Source organism: Microbacterium bovistercoris (assembly GCF_003387575.1).
Lineage (GTDB): Bacteria > Actinomycetota > Actinomycetes > Actinomycetales > Microbacteriaceae > Microbacterium > Microbacterium bovistercoris.
The window spans coordinates 55,669-71,576 of record NZ_QUAB01000045.1 but is presented as its reverse complement, the minus strand read 5'-3'; the positions used below and the strand labels follow the sequence as shown (position 1 = coordinate 71,576).

Genomic DNA, 15,908 nt, shown 5'->3' with positions numbered 1-15,908 from the left:
GAGCGAGACGAAGGGCTCAGCGGCCTGCGGGCTCCGTCGCCAGATCCACACCGTGCCGCTCGCGCAGCGAGCGGACGGTCGACTCGACCTCGGCATCCGTCGTCGCGGCATCCCAGCCGAGTACCGGCGCCATGGCCTCCGCGACGGTTCGCACCGTCGCAGCATCCGCATCTCCGGTGAAGACGAGGTTCGTGCGCCGGAACAGGATGTCGGCGACGTGGCGCGCGTGCTCCTTCTCGATCATCCAGAGCAACTCGCGTGTGGACAGCTGATCGCCGAGCAGCGGCTCGTCTTCTCCCTCGCCGAGGTATGCGGCGACGTGCGCCGCGCGCGTGCCGTACCGCACGAAGAGCACGCGGCCGCGCGCGGAATCCCCGACGTTCTGGCGCAGCCACTCCACGGTGCGCCGCGGCGTGCGCGGGTAGCCGACGCCCCCGCCGATGCGCACGCCCTTCGTCGTGGTGACACGCGGACGACCGAGCTCGGCCAGCACGCGGTCGGCAAGGGACTCGCCGAGCGCGCGGAAGGTGGTCCACTTGCCGCCGACCAGGCTGAGCACCGGGGGCAACCCGGCATCCTTCCGCCGTTCGATCCGGTAGTCGCGCGAGACGAAGCCGGGTGCGATGTCGTCGTGGTGCGGCAGCGGGCGGATGCCGGAGAACCGGTACACGATCTGGGAGCGATCGACGGGGATGGAGGGGAAGACGTGACCGATGAGGTCGAAGAAGTAGTCGATCTCCTCTTCGGTGCACACCGCGGGCTCGCGGGGGTCCGCCTCGAGGTCGGTGGTGCCGACGAGCACCTTGCCCTTCAGCGGGTAGATCAGCACGATGCGTCCGTCCGAGTGCTCGAAGAAGATCTCCCGTCCCGCGGTCGCCGCCATCAGTTCCGGGTGGTCGAGAACGATGTGCGAGCCCTTCGTGCCTCCCATGAACGCGGTGCCGGTGCCGAGCGCCGCGTTGGTGAGATCCGTCCAGGGGCCGGAGGCATTCACGACCACATCGGTGACGATGCGGAACTCGTCTCCGGACTCGGCGTCGCGCAGCAGCACGCCGTCCGCGTCCATGCCGATCGCCTCGACGTGGTTCAGGGCGCGCCCGCCGGCGCGCTCGGCGTCGCGCAGCACATCCAGGGCGAGCCGCTCCGGGTCATGTGCTGAGGCGTCGTAGTAGGTCGCGGTGTACTTCACGCGGGGGTTCAGGCGGGGGAGGTCCTCGAGCGACTTCCGCCTCCCGCGGAACCGGTGCCGGGGCACGTTGCCGCCGTCGCGCGAGAACGTGTCGTAGATGGTCAGGCCGGTCTTGATCAGCAGCGCGCCGCGCTCCCGCGGCTTGCCGGAGCCGTGGAACAGGAAACGGAAGGGCGCCGTGAGGATGCCGGAGAACGTGGAGTAGATCGGGATGGTGGTCTCGAGCGGCTTGACGTAGTGCGGCGCCGTCTTGAGCAGGTCGTTGCGCTCCTGCACAGACTCCTTCACGAGCCGGAACTCGCCGTTCTCGAGATAGCGGATGCCGCCGTGGATCATGTGGCTCGATGCCGAGGACGCGCCGGAGGCGAAGTCGTCGCGCTCGACGAGCAGCACGTCGACGCCCTGCAGGGCGAGGTCTCGGAACGTGGCGATCCCGTTGATCCCGCCGCCGATGATCAGGACGCTCGCGCGCCCGGCCTCTCGTGCTGCTCGGACATCAGTGCGCTCGTTCGTGGCCACGGCGGCCCCCTCCCCGGGTTCGTCCCCTCCATCCTCGCATCCGGCGCCGGAACGGGGCGCGAACGCTCAGCGCACGTCGTCGTCGACCCAGTCCATCGACTTCTCGACCGCCTTGTGCCAGACGCGGATCCGTCGAGCACGTTCGGCCTCGTCCATCGTCGGCGTCCAGCGGTGCTGCTCCTCCCAGTTCGCGGTGAGGTCGTCGAGCCCACTCCAGAATCCGACGGCGAGGCCGGCGGCGTAAGCAGCGCCGAGCGCGGTCGTCTCGGCGATCACGGGCCGCACCACCGGCACGCCCAGGATGTCTGCCTGGAACTGCATCAGCGTGTCGTTGGCCACCATCCCGCCGTCCACTCTCAGCTCGCTCAGCGCGAAGCCGGCGTCGGTGTTCACCGCATCCAGGACGTCTCGGGTCTGGAACGCGACGGACTCGAGAGCGGCGCGCGCGAAGTGGTTCCGGTTCGAGTAGCGGGTGAGACCCACGATCGCCCCACGGGCGTCCGCGCGCCAGTACGGCGCGAACAGCCCGGAGAACGCCGGAACGATGTGCACGCCCCCGTTGTCCTCCACCTCTGCAGCAAGCTTCTCGACCTCAGCTGCGGACCCGATGATTCCGAGTTGATCGCGCAGCCACTGGATCAGTGACCCGGCTACCGCGATGGAGCCCTCCAGCGCGTAGTGGGCCGGCGCATCGCCGAGCTTGTAGCCCACCGTCGTCAGCAGGCCGTTCGACGAGTGCACGATCTCCTCACCGGTGTTGAAGATGACGAAGCAGCCGGTGCCGTAGGTGTTCTTGCTCTCGCCCTTCTCGAAGGCGGCCTGGCCGAAGGTCGCCGCCTGCTGGTCGCCGAGGATGCCGGCGATCGGCGTCTCGCGCAGCAGCGAGTGCGTCTCAGCGATGCCGTACACCTCGGAGGAGGAGCGGATCTCGGGGAGCATCGACCGGGGCACTCCGAACGCGGCGAGGATGTCGTCGCGCCACTCCAGAGTCTCGAGATCCATGAACAGTGTGCGGGACGCGTTCGTCACGTCGGTCGCGTGCACACCGCCGTGGACGCCCCCGGTCAGGTTCCACAGGATCCAGGTGTCGGTGGTGCCGAACAGCAGGTCCCCGGCGTCGGCCCGGGCGCGCGCCCCTTCGACGTTCTCCAGGATCCAGGTGACCTTCGTGCCGGAGAAGTACGTGCCCAGCGGCAGGCCCACGATCGGCTTGAACCGGTCGACGCCGTGGGTGCCTGCAAGGCGGTCGACGATGTCCTGGGTGCGCGTGTCCTGCCAGACGATCGCGTTGTAGACCGGCCTGCCCGTGGTGCGGTCCCAGACCACCGTGGTCTCGCGCTGGTTGGTGATGCCGACGCTCGCGATGTCGTGCCGCGTCAGATGCGCGCGGGAGAGTGCGAGGCCGATCACCTCCTGCACGTTCCTCCAGACCTCCATCGGGTCGTGTTCGACCCAGCCGGCCTGCGGCATGATCTGCTTGTGCTCCTTCTGGCCGGAGGAGACGATTCGCCCTGATCGGTCGAAGATGATGGCGCGGCTCGAGGTCGTGCCGTGGTCGATCGCGATCACGTGGTCCGGCATGAGGTGCTCCTTCAGCTCAGGTGGTGGTGCGGTCCGGTGCGGAACTCGTCGATGAGGTGCTGCACGACCATCCGCAGATCTCCGCCCGTGGCATCCGCGACGGCCAGCTGACGCTGGTAGCTCGCGCCCGTGTCGAGGATGGAGCCGACGCGCGCGAACTCTGCACCGCAGCGCAGATCCACCGCGACCGGGGCGAGAGTCTCCAGCAGCTCCAGCAGGTGATCCCGCACCGGGCGCTGTGCACCTGCGGAGTCCACGATGACCGTGGCATCCAGTCCGTAGCGCGCCGTGCGCCACTTGTTCTCGCGGTGGTACCACGGCTGCAGTACAGGGAGGGTCTCGCCCTCGTCCAGGCGGCGGGAGAGATGTTCGACGAGCACCTGCGTGAGAGCGGCGATCGCCGCGAGCTCGCGCAGCGTCGACATGCCGTCGCAGGCGCGGATCTCGATCGTGCCCCAGCGCGGGGCGGGACGGATGTCCCAGCGCACCTCGGTGGCGTCGGACATGACGCCCGTGCGGACCATGTCGTCGAGGTAGCCCTCGTACTCCGACCAGGTGCGCAGCGGCCAGGGGAGTCCTGCGGTCGGCAGCTGCTGGAAGACCAGCGCCCGGTTGGAGGCGTAGCCGGTGCGCTCACCCGCCCAGAACGGGCTCGATGCCGCGAGTGCCTGCAGATGGGGGAGATAGGCGGCCAGCGCGCCGACGATCGGGAGCACCTTCTCGCGGTCCTCGACCCCGATGTGCACGTGGATGCCCCAGATCATCATGTTCCGCCCCCACCACTGCGTCCGCTCGATGAGTGTGTGGTAGCGGGTCTTGTCGGTCACCTGCTGGTCGTACCACTGTGCGAACGGGTGGCTGCCGGCGGAGAGCAGTTCGATGCCGGCCGGGTCGGTGGCCGCGCGCACCTCGCGGATCGCGGCCGAGATGTCGCCGATCGCCTCGGCGACAGTCGCTCCGACGCCGCTGGTGACCTCGACCGTGTTCGTGAGCAGCTCGCCCGTCACGGTGTGCCTGCTGGCGGCGCTGGCGGCCTCGAGCGCCTCGAGCAGTTCGGGCGCACGGCCGACGAGGTCGCCGGTCTGCGGATCGGCGAGCATGACCTCCCACTCGACACCGACCGTCGAGCGTGCGGAATCGGCGAAGGCGATCGTCACGAGCACAGTCTGGCATGCACGGGTGCCACGACACGCGACTCTGTGACGGTTCGCGACGATGCCGGGGATCTGGCAGAATAGAGGGTCGGACGACGTGCTCGACCCTCTATCCAGCGCACCGTCCCCTTTATAGAGCTTCCACCGGGTGTGCACCCCACGCTCCAGGTGACCAGTTCATCTTCCTTCCACACAATTCAGGAGAATCGTGGCTGTCAAGATTCGTCTCAAGCGCTTCGGCAAGATCCGCGCGCCCTACTACCGCATCGTCGTCGCCGACTCGCGCACCAAGCGCGACGGTCGCGTGATCGAGGAGATCGGCAAGTACCACCCCACCGAGGAGCCCTCGTTCATCGAGGTCGACTCCGAGCGTGCGCAGTACTGGCTGTCCGTCGGCGCTCAGCCGACCGAGCAGGTCGCCGCCATCCTCAAGATCACCGGTGACTGGGGCAAGTTCAAGGGCGACAAGGACGCGAAGTCCACCCTCAAGGTCGCCGAGGAGAAGAAGGCCTTCGAGGCCGACTCGTCCAAGAAGTCGGTCATCAAGCCCAAGGCCGAGAAGAAGGCCGAGGAGCCCGCTGAGGCTCCCGCCGAGGACGCGGCCGAGGCCGCTGCCGACGCAGAGTAATCCGCTGTGCTCGCCGCCGCGCTCGAACACGTCGTCAAGGGGATCGTCGATCACCCGGACGATGTCCGCATCACCGCATCCGCGTCGTCTCGTGGCGACCTCCTCGAGGTGCACGTGCACCCGGATGACCGTGGTCGCGTGATCGGGCGCGGCGGCCGCACCGCCAAGGCGCTGCGCACGCTCATCGCCGCCCTCGCCGACGGCCGTCGTGTCCGCGTCGACGTCGCGGACGACTGACGTGGCGCAGGAACGCAACCAGCTCCGCGTCGGTCGCCTCCTGAAGGCCCACGGCCTCAAGGGCGGGCTGAAGCTCGAGCTCTACACCGACGACCCGGCGCGTCGCTTCGTGCCCGGCGCCGAGTTCACCCTTCAGGTGCCCGAGGCGTCCGTCTGGCACGGCAAGACCATCACCGTCCGCGAGTACCGGGTGATGAACGGCAGCTCCGTCGTCTTCTTCGACGACGTCGAGGACCGCACCGCCGCCGAGTCGCTCGTGCGCGCCATCCTCTGGATCGATCAGGACCTCGACGAGGCCGACGAGGACGCCTGGTACGACCAGCAGCTCGCGGGCCTCGACGTCGTCCGCGATGACGAGGTCATCGGCCGTGTCGTGCGCATCGAGCACATGCCCGCGCAGGACCTGCTGATCGTCAAGGCCGCCGGCCGCGAGGTCATGGTCCCGTTCGTGAAGGCGATCGTGCCGACCGTCGACGTCGCGGCAGGCCGCATCGTCGTCACTCCGCCGCCCGGGCTCTTCGAGGAGCTCCCGACGGCGGACGCTGCAGCCGAGAAGGACGCAGACGGCGGCTCCGCCGCGGAGTGACGCGATCATGCGCATCGACGTCGTCTCGATCTTCCCGTCGTACTTCGACGGGCTGACCCTCTCCCTGCTCGGCAAGGCTCAGGACGCCGGCATCCTCGACCTGCAGGTCCACGACCTGCGCGACTGGACCCACGACCGGCACCGCACCGTCGACGACACCCCGTACGGCGGGGGAGCGGGCATGGTCATGAAGCCGGAGCCGTGGGGTGCAGCACTCGATTCCTTGGCAGATGGCTCCCTGAGCCCGTCGAAGGGTCGGCCCACCATCATCTTCCCCTCGCCGGCAGGCGAGGTGTTCACACAGGCCACCGCGCGCGACCTCGCGGCCCGTGACCACCTGATCTTCGGCTGCGGCCGTTACGAGGGCATCGACGAGCGCGTCTTCGACTACGCCGCCTCGCTCGGCGAGGTGCGCCTCATCAGCCTCGGCGACTACGTGCTCAACGGCGGCGAGGTCGCCGTCATGGCGATGACCGAGGCGATCGGACGGCTCATCCCGGGTGTCGTCGGCAACCCGGAGAGCCTCGTCGAGGAGTCGCACGAGGACGGTCTGCTGGAGTATCCGTCGTACACCAAGCCTTCGGTGTGGCGCGATCGCGATGTTCCTCCGGTGCTGCTGAGCGGCAACCACGGAGCCATCGCCGCCTGGCGGCATGAGCAGCAGCTCGAGCGCACCCGCACCCGCCGCCCCGATCTTCTGGGCGAGTAGGCGCTGATAGCGTCGGATCATGGCAGATCAGACGCTTGCGAAGTCGTTTCTGAACGCGGGGGAGGACTACGACCGGTACCGGCCGGGATTCCCCGAGGCGGCTGCAGTTGCCGTCATCCCGGCGCATCTGGGCACCGCGCTCGACCTCGGTGCGGGAACCGGCAAGTTCACCGAACTCCTGATCAAACGCGCGACGCGTGTGGTCGCGGTCGAGCCGTCGGAGCAGATGCTGGACGTGCTGCGGGCGAAGCTTCCGGCGGTGGAGTCGTACATCGGCAGCGCCGAGCGGATCCCGGTCGCGGATGCCTCGGTCGACGTGGTCACCGTCGCGCAGGCCTTCCACTGGTTCGATCGCGATCCTGCGTGTGCAGAGATCCGGCGGGTGCTCGTGCCCGGTGGCACGCTCGGGCTGCTCTGGAACCACTCCGACTCGGCATGCGCGTGGGATCGTGCCTGCACGCGTGTCGCGCATCCCGGCCTGTCCGACGGGTTGACGGCGGATGACTCGGTCACTGCGACCCTGCCGGGCTTCGAGGAACCGCGGTTCGTGCAGGTGCCCTGGCAGGAGCGGATCTCCCGCGCCGACTACGTCGCGCGCTGGCTGACGGTGAGCTCGTTCCTCGCGGCATCCGTCGATGAGCGAGCGCGCATGGTGGCGGAGGTCGAGAGCATCCTCGATGCGGACCCCGAGACCGCGGGGCGCGACGAGTTCGACCTGCCGCAGATCACGGACGTGTACGTCTACCGAGCCTCATGAGGCTCTGGTCGCCGCATCCGCGCTACCTGGACCGGCAGGCGTTGGTCGCCTGCTGGCGGGAGGCGCTCCTGGCGCAGGCGGTGCTCGCCGGGAGGACCGTCGGATACCGGAACCATCCGCAGCTGGTTCGCTTCCGTACCCGACCCGACCCTCTCACGGCGGTGGGGATGTTCCTGACCGGGGTCGCGGATGAGGCGGATGCGCGCGGCTACCGCTTCGACCGCGCACGGATAGACGTGCCGGGGCGCCCGGACGGGAGCATCGATGTGACCTCGGGCCAGCTCGACGCCGAGTGGCGCCACCTCATGGCCAAGCTCGAAAAGCGCACTCCGGAGCAGCACGCGCGACTGGAAGACGTCCGGACACCCGATCCGCATCCGCTGTTCGTCGTGGTCCCCGGCGGCATCGTCGACTGGGAGCGCGCCCGCTGATGCCGGGCAGCGGCACGGCGGGCGTCACCTCATGGCCCCTTACCTCGTACGGCACGGACAGACCGAGTGGAACGCGGGCCGGCCGCCTGCAGGGACAGCTCGACTCGCCGGATGCTGCGCGCCGAGCTGCTCGGACTGACCGCGTCCGAGGCGCTCGCCCTTCGGCATCCGCACGGCGAGATCCTGCGTTTCGAATAGGGCTGAATCAGGAGGAGGGGTCTCCGATGTCCGGTGCAGTCGCGCACGAGCCGCAGGTGCCGATCAGCGTGTTCAAGGCGAACCCCGTGGCATACGCGGACACGGGGGTCGTGGTGATGGTGCACAACCGCCCCCGCATGCGAGTGGTGCCCATCGTGCGTGCCTCCGATCCGGAACTCGCGGCGGTCAAGGCGCGGCTTCGGCTGCTGAATGCGCTTGTCGATCCTGATGCTGTCAGGAGCGAGAGGAACTCGCCCGTGATCGGGATCGCGACAGGCAGGAGCCGGCACAGTGAGAGCGATGATCGACACGAGCGCACTGATCGGCGTGATCCCTGACGACGTGATCAGCAGTGTCGACGACTTCGCCGCGTCGTATGTCGTGCGCGCAGAACTACTGCGCGGACAGCGCCGGTGGGAGCGGGATCCGGCGATGCAGCAGCGTGCAGGCGTCCGTGCGCAGTTGGTGTCGGCATTTGATGATCTCGGCACCTTCTGGCGACCGTTCGGTGTCGCGGAGTCCGAGGCGTACTCGCGGCTCGCAGCCGCGAGCGAGGCAGCGGTCCGTTCCATGGACGCCTTCATCGCGGCACATGCGATCGCCGCGGGCGTGCCGCTGCTCACCGCCGATCGCGGCTTCACGCGCTTCGACGACCTCGACATCCGCTACGTCTGAACTGCGGCGGTCGCGTGCCGGTGTTGTCCCGCGCCGCCGCGCTGCTGATCTCCGCTCGCACGGCGCAGATGTGCGCAGCGGGAACCGAGAAGTGCAGCGCGAGCTGAGAAGCGTAGCGCGCTATCGGTCGCTACTGTCTTCTGCTCGCGCGGCGCAGATGTGCGCAGCGCGAGCCGGAAGGAGTAGCGCAAGGCGCTCCGGGCGACGAGAAGTGCAGCGCGAGTCGAGAGGCGCAGCGCGATCGGAGAGTGCGGCTCAGTCGACTCCGAGGAAGCCGCGGTCGGTGAGGACGATCGGGCCGTCAGCGGTGATCGCGACGGTGTGCTCGGAGTGCGCGCCGCGCGATCCGTCGGCGCTGCGCAGGGTCCACCCGTCCGGGTCGGTGATGAGCTCGTCGGTCGTCGCGAGGAACCACGGCTCGAGGGCCATGACCAGGCCGTCGCGCAGCGGGAAGCCGCGGCCGGCGCGGCCGTCGTTGGGGACGTGCGGGTCGCCGTGCATGACCCGGCCGACGCCGTGGCCGCCGAAGTCGGTGTTGATCGCGTAGCCCTCGCCGTGCGCGACCTCGGCGATGGAGGCGGAGATGTCGCCGATGCGGTTGCCGACCGTTGCGGCCGCGATCGCGGCATCCAGGGCCCGTTCCGTGGTGTCGATCAGCCGCAGGTCCTCATCGCGGGCGGTGCCGACGACGAAGGACACCGCGGAATCCGCGACCCATCCGTCGACGGACACGGCGAAGTCGAGAGAGACGAGATCGCCGTCGCGCAGCACGTAGTCGTGCGGGAGGCCGTGCAGCACGGCGTCGTTGATCGAGGTGCAGATGACCTTGCCGAACGGGCCGTTGCCGAACGAGGGTGCGTAGTCGATGTAGCAGGACTCCGCTCCGGCCTTGCGGATGAGGTCGTGCGCGCGGCGGTCGATCGCCAGCAGGTTGGTGCCGACCTTCGTCTCCTCGCGCAGCGTCGCGAGCGTCTCGGCCACGAAGCGGCCGGCGGCGCGCATCTCATCGATCTCGGCGGGGGTGCGCAGTTCGATCATCGGGGTGTCCCTCTCTCCGGGCATCGTGAGGATGCCCGGCATCCATTCTCTCCGATACGGATGCCGCGATGCTCACAGCGAACGAGGAACCCCGGAGTCCGTGAGGGTCGTACCATCGGTGTATGTGGCTGCGCAGCGCGTTCTTCCGGTGGCTCTTCCCGGCGGCGCTTGTGCTGCCACTGTGGCTGCTGATCGGCTGGGGAGTGTTCCAGGCCGGCGGCTGGGCCTTCCTCTGGGTGATCCTCATCGCGGTGCCCTCCGTGCTCCTCGGCGAACTCGTGCTGACGCTGCTCACCCGGGCTCGGCCGTCGGTGCGCGCCGAGCGTGCCGTCTCCTGGTGGGACGTGCTCGGGTTCGGCGTGTGGCACGGCCTCACGATCGCCGTCGGGTTCTTCCCCGAGAACGGATTCGCATGGCTGCTCACCGGAGCGATCGTCGCGTGGCTGGCGCTGTTCTGGCTGCAGCTGTGGCAGCTCTGGAGTGAGGCGCGGGGCAGTGGCTTCAGCATCCGTGAGACCGCGACCTGGTCGACGGTGACGCCAGGCGCCGCAAGCGCGAGCGAGCGCGACGTGATCATCGTGCAGGAGAACGAGCGCCGGGACTGACTCGTTTTTGCGGGCCTGCCGATCCATGGCAGAATAGATTCTCGTGCCGTGACCCGGCTCTGCCTCAGGGGAGCCCGCGGACGCCTTGCGCGCCGTTCGGCACACATCAACGTATTCCTTCCTAAATGCATCCGACCTGTGGCGAGTGCAGAGAGAGACGATCATGCAGATCCTCGACGCCGTCGACGCGGCTTCGCTCCGTAGCGACATTCCCGAGTTCTTTCCCGGTGACACCGTCAAGGTGCACGTCAACATCACCGAGGGCAACCGCTCCCGCATCCAGGTCTTCCAGGGCGTCGTCATCGGCCGCCAGGGCGACGGCGTGCGCGAGACCTTCACGGTCCGCAAGATCAGCTTCCAGGTGGGCGTCGAGCGCACCTTCCCGGTGCACTCGCCGGTGATCGACCACATCGAGGTCGTCACCCGCGGTGACGTGCGCCGCGCGAAGCTGTACTACCTGCGCAACCTGCGCGGCAAGAAGGCCAAGATCAAGGAGAAGCGCGACAACTGAGCGCAGCTCTTCTGACAGCACCCCGGGACACGTCGTCCCGGGGTGCTTCTGTTCTGCCAGGATGTGCGACCCTTGATAGTGCCGTCTGCGTACGGTGCACCCGACGCGAAGGATGGAAATGACGACCGAAGCCGCTCCCGCTGCCGCCCCGTCGAAGCGGCGCAATGGCTTCCTGATCTTCTTGCGCGACCTGCTCGTGATCATCGTCATCGCCGCGCTCGTCTCGTTCGTCGTCAAGTCGTTCGTGGTGCGCTCGTTCTACATCCCCTCGGGGTCGATGGAGCGCACGCTGCTGATCAACGACCGCATCCTGGTCGACGAGCTCACTCCCCGGTGGACGAGTTACGATCACGGCGACGTCGTCGTGTTCAAGGATCCCGGCGGCTGGCTGCCGCCGCTTCCCGCCGAGCAGCCGCAGCCGCCCCTGATCAAGGCGATCGACACCGTCCTGACTTTCATCGGTGTCTCGGCGTCGGACTCGCAGGACCATCTTGTCAAGAGGCTGATCGGGCTGCCCGGTGATCATGTCGTGTGCTGCAACGCGGTCGGCCAGATCACCATCAACGGCGCGCCGGTCGACGAGCTGTCGTACCTGAACCTTCCCGTCGGCGACACGAGCGCGTCGGACACGCCCTTCGATGTCACGGTGCCCGAGGACTCGCTCTGGGTGATGGGTGACAACCGGACGCGATCTCAGGACTCGCGCGCGCACCAGGACCTCCCCGGTGGGGGATTCGTTCCGCTCGAGAACGTCGTGGGACGTGCTTTCCTGCTCACCTGGCCGCTTGACCGCTTCGGTCTGATCGACACCCACGACGAGGTGTACGCCGGAGTACCGGAGCCGAAATGAGCGTCGTCGCGCCCCGCCTCACCCTGGAGAGGTCGCTCCTCAAGGAGTACGACCTCATCATCGCCCTCGACGAGGTCGGGAGGGGCGCTCTCGCAGGGCCCGTGGCGGTCGGCGCAGCGGTGATGGATGCCGCAGGGTCACGGCGCCGCGTTCCGGAGGGTCTGCGCGACTCGAAGCTCGTCACCGAGCGACGACGCCCGGAGGTCGCCTCTCGCGCGGCAGCCTGGGTGGTCGCTTCGGACGTCGGGTGGGCGAGCGCGGCCGAGATCGACGAGGTCGGGATCATGCGAGCCCTCGGTCTGGCCGCGTCGCGTGCGATCGGCGCCGTGATCGGGACGGACGTCATCGGCGAGAGCACGCTGGTGATCCTCGACGGAAACCACGACTACGTGTCGGCGGTGCATCCGTCACGGCTGCAGGTGCGGCCGGTGATCAAGGCCGACCGCGACTGCGCCTCGGTCTCAGCAGCATCCGTGATCGCCAAGGTCGCGCGCGATGCGCTGATGGTCGAGCTTCACGCGCAGCATCCCGCCTACCAGTGGGAGCGGAACAAGGGGTACGCCAGTCCGGAGCACCGCGCGGCCATCCGCGAGCAGGGCCTGTCGCCATGGCATCGTGCCTCCTGGACGATCGCGGATGCTCCGACGCTGTTCTGAGGGCGACGGGGACGGCAGCGCCCCTGTGCGCCTCATAGGATGGAGTCATCATGGATGACGAATCATTCGACGACTACGACCGTGAACTCGAGGTCGCGCTGTTCCGCGAGTACCGCGATGTGGTCTCGCAGTTCCAGTACGTCGTCGAGACCGAGCGCCGGTTCTACCTCGCCAATGAGGTCAGCGTGGTGCGCCGCGACACCGAGCACGACTTCTACTTCGAGATCTCCATGACGGATGTCTGGGTCTGGGACATCTACCGCGCCGACCGCTTCGTGAAGGCGGTGCGGGTGCTGACGTTCAAGGACGTCAACGTCGAGGAGCTGCAGCGCCGGGAGTTCGAGCTCCCCGAGGAGCTGTCGCTCGACGGCAAGTAGTACTCCCCACCTCCGCGCCGATGCGGAGTTGTTCGGAGCAGCCGTGGATCACGCGGAATCGCGCTGTGCGCCTGGCGTCGCATCTCGAGAATGCTGTCCTTCATGGCAGCGAAGGACGAGCTCGGCAGAGCGGGTGAGGAACGGGCGGCGGCGTATCTGCGCGCCGCCGGCTACGACGTGGTGGACCGCAACTGGCGGTGCGACCAGGGCGAGGTCGACATCGTGGCCGTGCGCCGCGATCGGCTGATCGTCGTAGAGGTGAAGACCAGACGCAGCGACCGGTACGGGCATCCCTTCGAGGCGATCGACGACCGCAAGCGTCGCAGACTGTGGCGCCTGGCGATCGCCTGGGCGCAGGCTCATCCCGAAGTCGCGCGGCGACGGACGGTGCAGCTCGATGCCATCGGTCTGATCGGCGAGGACGCGGCGACGGCGTCGCTCGAGCACCTGAAGGATCTGCTGTGAGCACCGCGCGCACCTGGGCCGTCGCGCTCACGGGTGTCGACGGGCATCTCGTCGAGGTCGAGGCCGACGTCTCGAACCAGACGCCCGAGTTCAAGATCATCGGACTGCCCGACAAGTCGCTGGCAGAGGCCGTGCAGCGCGTGCGCAACGCCTGCGCGAACGCCGGTCTGGACCTTCCTCGGCGTCGGATGACCGTGAACCTGTCCCCGGCGAGTCTGCCCAAGCACGGTGCGGGATTCGATCTGAGCATCGCCGTGGCCACGCTGGCCGCCAGCAGGGCGCTGCCGGGGCGGTCGATCCGTCAGGTCGTGCACATCGGCGAGCTCGGTCTCGACGGCCGGCTCCGCCCCGTCGCCGGAGTGCTTCCGGCCGTCTACTCGGCGAAGCAGGCGGGCTTCTCGCGCGTCGTCGTACCGATCGGGAATGTCGATGAGGCACGCCTGGTGCCCGGCATCGAGGTGCACGGTGCGGCGTCTCTGGCGGAGGTCGCGGTGATGCACGGCGCCGACATCGAGGTTCCCGACGTGGAGCCGGTCACGATCGACAGCACGGATGCCGCGCCGACCGAGGCGATGGATCTCGCCGACGTGATCGGACAGGACGAGGCCGTCGAGGCGCTGATCGTCGCGGCGGCGGGCGGACATCACCTGCTGCTGAGCGGTCCACCCGGAGCGGGCAAGACGATGCTCGCGAGGCGCCTTCCGGGCATCCTTCCCGAACTCTCCGACGGGGAGGCGCTCGAGGTCGCCGCCATCCGCTCGCTGTGCGGCGACCCCGTGCGCGCACTGGATCGCACGCCGCCTCTCGAGGCACCCCACCACTCCGCATCGATGGCGTCGCTCGTCGGCGGCGGCTCGCGTCAGGCGCGGCCGGGTGCGATCGTGCGGGCGCACCGCGGCGGTCTGTTCCTGGACGAGGCTCCCGAGTTCCAGAGGGCCGCGCTGGACGCACTCCGGCAGCCGCTGGAGTCCGGACGCATCGAGGTGCACCGGGCCGGGTTCATTGCGAGCTTCCCCGCACGGTTCCAGCTCGTCATGGCGATGAACCCCTGCCCCTGCGGAAACTACGGTGTGCGCGGCGCCGAGTGCGTCTGCCCGCCGATCGCGATCCGGCGCTATGCATCGAGGCTCTCCGGACCGCTGCGCGACCGTATCGACATCGAGCTCCAGGTGGCCAGGGTCGCAGCGTCGCGGGTCACGACCACGGAGCGGTCACCGATGACGACGTCGCAGGCGCGGGAACGTGTCGTGCAGGCGCGAGCCGCCGCTGCGTCGAGGTGGGCGAGCACACCGTGGCGGCGCAACGCCGAGGTGCCGGGGGAGCGCCTGCGACAGGGGTCGCTTCGTCTCGCCCCTGCGGTGCGCATGCCCCTGGATCGCGCGCTCGAGCGGGCGGACTGACACTCCGCGGCTACGACCGCACCCTGAGGCTCGCCTGGTCGATCGCCGATCTGTCCGGGCGAGTGACCCCGGACTCCGATGACGTCGGCCGGGCGCTGTTCCTGAAGAGAGGACTTCTCGCATGACGACGATCACCACCGCGAACCTGCTCGCCGACGGCCAGCTCCTGCGCGCGGCGGAGCGCCTGCGACCGGATGTCGATCCGGCGGAAGTGGCCGCGCGCGCCGCTTGGTCGGTGCTGACCGAGCCCGGTGACGGCGTCGCCGGGGCGCTCGTCGCGGCCTTCGGCGCGCAGGGAGCACTGGATCAATCGCTGTCGGATGCCACGCTGAGGGCCCCACTCGAGGCAGTCGGCGCGAAGGCGATGAGTGAGGCGGTGCAGAGGTGGCGGCCGCGGGCAGACTCGCGAGCAGTGGCGGGCGCTCTCCACGACGCCGAGGCTGTCGGTGCACGGATACTGCTCCCGGACGATCCGGAGTGGCCGACCGGGCTGGACGATCTGGGTCCTCATGCGCCGCTGATGCTGTGGGTGCGGGGCACGCGGGAGGCGTTGCTCGCCCAGGAGACGGTGTCGATCGTGGGTGCGCGTGCGTCGACCGGTTACGGCGAGGGCATCGCCGCCGAACTCGCCGGAGACCTGGCCACGACGGGCGTGTCGATCGTGTCCGGCGGCGCGTACGGAATCGACGGCGCAGCCCATCGCGCTGCGCTCGGGGTCGGAGGCACCACCGTGGCGTTCCTGGCGGGCGGGGTGGACCGCAGCTATCCCGCGGGCCACCAGCAGCTGTTCGAGCGGATCCGTGCCAGGGGAGCGGTGGTCAGCGAGGTGCCCTGCGGTGCCGCACCCACCAAGTGGAGGTTCCTGCAGCGGAACAGATTGATCGCCGGTGCGGGGCTCGCCACGGTCGTGGTCGAGGCGGGGCATCGCAGCGGGACGCTGAACACGGCCGGGCACGCCGCAGCGCTCGGGCGGCCGCTCGGCGCAGTGCCGGGGCCCGTGACCTCGGCGGCGTCCGCCGGCTGTCACCGCCTGCTTCGTGAGTTCGATGCGATCTGCGTCACCTCGGCTGCCGAGGTCCGCGAACTGTGGTCGGATGCGGCGCCGGTGCAGGGCCTGACGCCCGCCCCGGATCCGGACCTCGTGCGATTGATGGACGCTCTCAGCGCACGGAGCCCCCGACACGTTCCGGAACTGGCGAGACGCAGCGGGCTTTCCCTGGAGCGAGTGCGCAGCCTCCTCGGCATGCTGGACCTCGAAGGCGGGGTGGCGCGCCGCGAGACGGGATGGATTCGGCTGAACCGATCTGCTGAGGGCGAGAATCGGCGCCGCGTATGATGGCTC

Annotated in this window: 20 protein-coding genes and 1 pseudogene; 17 read left to right on the top strand and 4 right to left on the bottom strand. The window is 68.9% G+C overall.

What is annotated here, in order from left to right:
* Positions 1-16: 16 nt before the first annotated feature.
* The 3 genes from DY023_RS12790 to DY023_RS12780 all read right to left on the bottom strand — a co-directional run bounded on the left by DY023_RS12790 (position 17) and on the right by DY023_RS12780 (position 4,446).
* Entirely contained in the window at positions 17-1,708 is a 1,692-nt protein-coding gene (locus tag DY023_RS12790) for a glycerol-3-phosphate dehydrogenase/oxidase (protein ID WP_116242723.1), read from the bottom strand.
* Positions 1,709-1,774: 66 nt separating this feature from the next.
* Complete coding sequence (glpK, locus tag DY023_RS12785) at positions 1,775-3,289, bottom strand: glycerol kinase GlpK (RefSeq protein WP_116242722.1); 1,515 nt, start codon at positions 3,287-3,289, stop codon at positions 1,775-1,777.
* A gap of 11 nt (positions 3,290-3,300) precedes the next feature.
* The gene (locus DY023_RS12780) at positions 3,301-4,446 is read right to left on the bottom strand and encodes a glutamate--cysteine ligase (RefSeq protein ID WP_116242721.1); all 1,146 of its coding nucleotides are present in this window, start codon (positions 4,444-4,446) and stop codon (positions 3,301-3,303) included.
* Between the two features lie 205 nt (positions 4,447-4,651).
* On the opposite strand from DY023_RS12780, the gene rpsP reads away from it, so the two are divergent.
* The 9 genes from rpsP to DY023_RS12740 all read left to right on the top strand — a co-directional run bounded on the left by rpsP (position 4,652) and on the right by DY023_RS12740 (position 8,664).
* Positions 4,652-5,071 carry a 30S ribosomal protein S16 gene (gene rpsP / locus DY023_RS12775; RefSeq protein WP_116242720.1) on the top strand — a complete coding sequence of 140 codons (420 nt, stop codon included), beginning with the start codon at positions 4,652-4,654 and terminating at the stop codon, positions 5,069-5,071.
* A 6-nt stretch (positions 5,072-5,077) separates the two neighbouring features.
* Positions 5,078-5,308: an RNA-binding protein gene (locus DY023_RS12770; protein WP_116242719.1), complete on the top strand. Its 231-nt coding sequence runs from the start codon at positions 5,078-5,080 to the stop codon at positions 5,306-5,308.
* Position 5,309: 1 nt separating this feature from the next.
* Positions 5,310-5,894 (top strand): ribosome maturation factor RimM, encoded by a 585-nt coding sequence (rimM, locus tag DY023_RS12765; RefSeq protein ID WP_116242718.1) that lies wholly within the window; start codon positions 5,310-5,312, stop codon positions 5,892-5,894.
* A 7-nt stretch (positions 5,895-5,901) separates the two neighbouring features.
* Positions 5,902-6,603, top strand: a complete 702-nt coding sequence (gene trmD / locus DY023_RS12760) for a tRNA (guanosine(37)-N1)-methyltransferase TrmD (RefSeq protein WP_116242717.1) — start codon at positions 5,902-5,904, stop codon at positions 6,601-6,603.
* Positions 6,604-6,622: 19 nt separating this feature from the next.
* Positions 6,623-7,360: a class I SAM-dependent methyltransferase gene (locus DY023_RS12755; protein WP_116242716.1), complete on the top strand. Its 738-nt coding sequence runs from the start codon at positions 6,623-6,625 to the stop codon at positions 7,358-7,360.
* Positions 7,357-7,791: a pyrimidine dimer DNA glycosylase/endonuclease V gene (locus DY023_RS12750; RefSeq protein WP_116242715.1), complete on the top strand. Its 435-nt coding sequence runs from the start codon at positions 7,357-7,359 to the stop codon at positions 7,789-7,791. Before DY023_RS12755 ends, DY023_RS12750 begins: the two co-directional genes overlap by 4 nt.
* 66 nt (positions 7,792-7,857) lie before the next feature.
* Positions 7,858-7,989 carry a hypothetical protein gene (locus tag DY023_RS18385; protein WP_281271934.1) on the top strand — a complete coding sequence of 44 codons (132 nt, stop codon included), beginning with the start codon at positions 7,858-7,860 and terminating at the stop codon, positions 7,987-7,989.
* A gap of 26 nt (positions 7,990-8,015) precedes the next feature.
* Positions 8,016-8,327: a hypothetical protein gene (locus DY023_RS18070; RefSeq protein ID WP_116242714.1), complete on the top strand. Its 312-nt coding sequence runs from the start codon at positions 8,016-8,018 to the stop codon at positions 8,325-8,327.
* Positions 8,290-8,664 carry a PIN domain-containing protein gene (locus DY023_RS12740; RefSeq protein ID WP_116242713.1) on the top strand — a complete coding sequence of 125 codons (375 nt, stop codon included), beginning with the start codon at positions 8,290-8,292 and terminating at the stop codon, positions 8,662-8,664. The genes DY023_RS18070 and DY023_RS12740 overlap by 38 nt, the downstream gene beginning before the upstream one ends.
* Before the next feature lie 255 nt (positions 8,665-8,919).
* On the opposite strand, the gene map is transcribed toward DY023_RS12740, so the two are convergent.
* Positions 8,920-9,702, bottom strand: coding sequence for a type I methionyl aminopeptidase (map, locus tag DY023_RS12735; protein WP_116242813.1), 783 nt, complete (start codon positions 9,700-9,702; stop codon positions 8,920-8,922).
* Positions 9,703-9,824: 122 nt separating this feature from the next.
* On the opposite strand from map, the gene DY023_RS12730 reads away from it, so the two are divergent.
* The 8 genes and pseudogenes from DY023_RS12730 (at position 9,825) to dprA (ending at position 15,902) form a co-directional block, all read left to right on the top strand.
* Positions 9,825-10,307 (top strand): MFS transporter permease, encoded by a 483-nt coding sequence (locus tag DY023_RS12730; RefSeq protein WP_116242712.1) that lies wholly within the window; start codon positions 9,825-9,827, stop codon positions 10,305-10,307.
* A gap of 163 nt (positions 10,308-10,470) precedes the next feature.
* Positions 10,471-10,818, top strand: a complete 348-nt coding sequence (gene rplS / locus DY023_RS12725; protein ID WP_116242711.1) for a 50S ribosomal protein L19 — start codon at positions 10,471-10,473, stop codon at positions 10,816-10,818.
* Between the two features lie 118 nt (positions 10,819-10,936).
* Positions 10,937-11,668 carry a signal peptidase I gene (gene lepB / locus DY023_RS12720; protein WP_116242710.1) on the top strand — a complete coding sequence of 244 codons (732 nt, stop codon included), beginning with the start codon at positions 10,937-10,939 and terminating at the stop codon, positions 11,666-11,668.
* Complete coding sequence (locus DY023_RS12715; protein WP_116242709.1) at positions 11,665-12,324, top strand: ribonuclease HII; 660 nt, start codon at positions 11,665-11,667, stop codon at positions 12,322-12,324. Before lepB ends, DY023_RS12715 begins: the two co-directional genes overlap by 4 nt.
* A gap of 50 nt (positions 12,325-12,374) precedes the next feature.
* Complete coding sequence (locus tag DY023_RS12710) at positions 12,375-12,701, top strand: DUF2469 family protein (RefSeq protein ID WP_116242708.1); 327 nt, start codon at positions 12,375-12,377, stop codon at positions 12,699-12,701.
* Positions 12,702-12,803: 102 nt separating this feature from the next.
* A complete protein-coding gene (locus DY023_RS12705) occupies positions 12,804-13,166 on the top strand; it encodes a YraN family protein (RefSeq protein WP_116242707.1) in 363 nt (120 codons plus the stop codon).
* Positions 13,163-14,691: pseudogene (locus DY023_RS12700) on the top strand (YifB family Mg chelatase-like AAA ATPase). The gene DY023_RS12705 and the pseudogene DY023_RS12700 overlap by 4 nt, the downstream one beginning before the upstream one ends.
* Positions 14,688-15,902 (top strand): DNA-processing protein DprA, encoded by a 1,215-nt coding sequence (gene dprA, locus DY023_RS12695; RefSeq protein ID WP_116242706.1) that lies wholly within the window; start codon positions 14,688-14,690, stop codon positions 15,900-15,902. The pseudogene DY023_RS12700 and the gene dprA overlap by 4 nt, the downstream one beginning before the upstream one ends.
* Positions 15,903-15,908 lie beyond the last annotated feature (6 nt).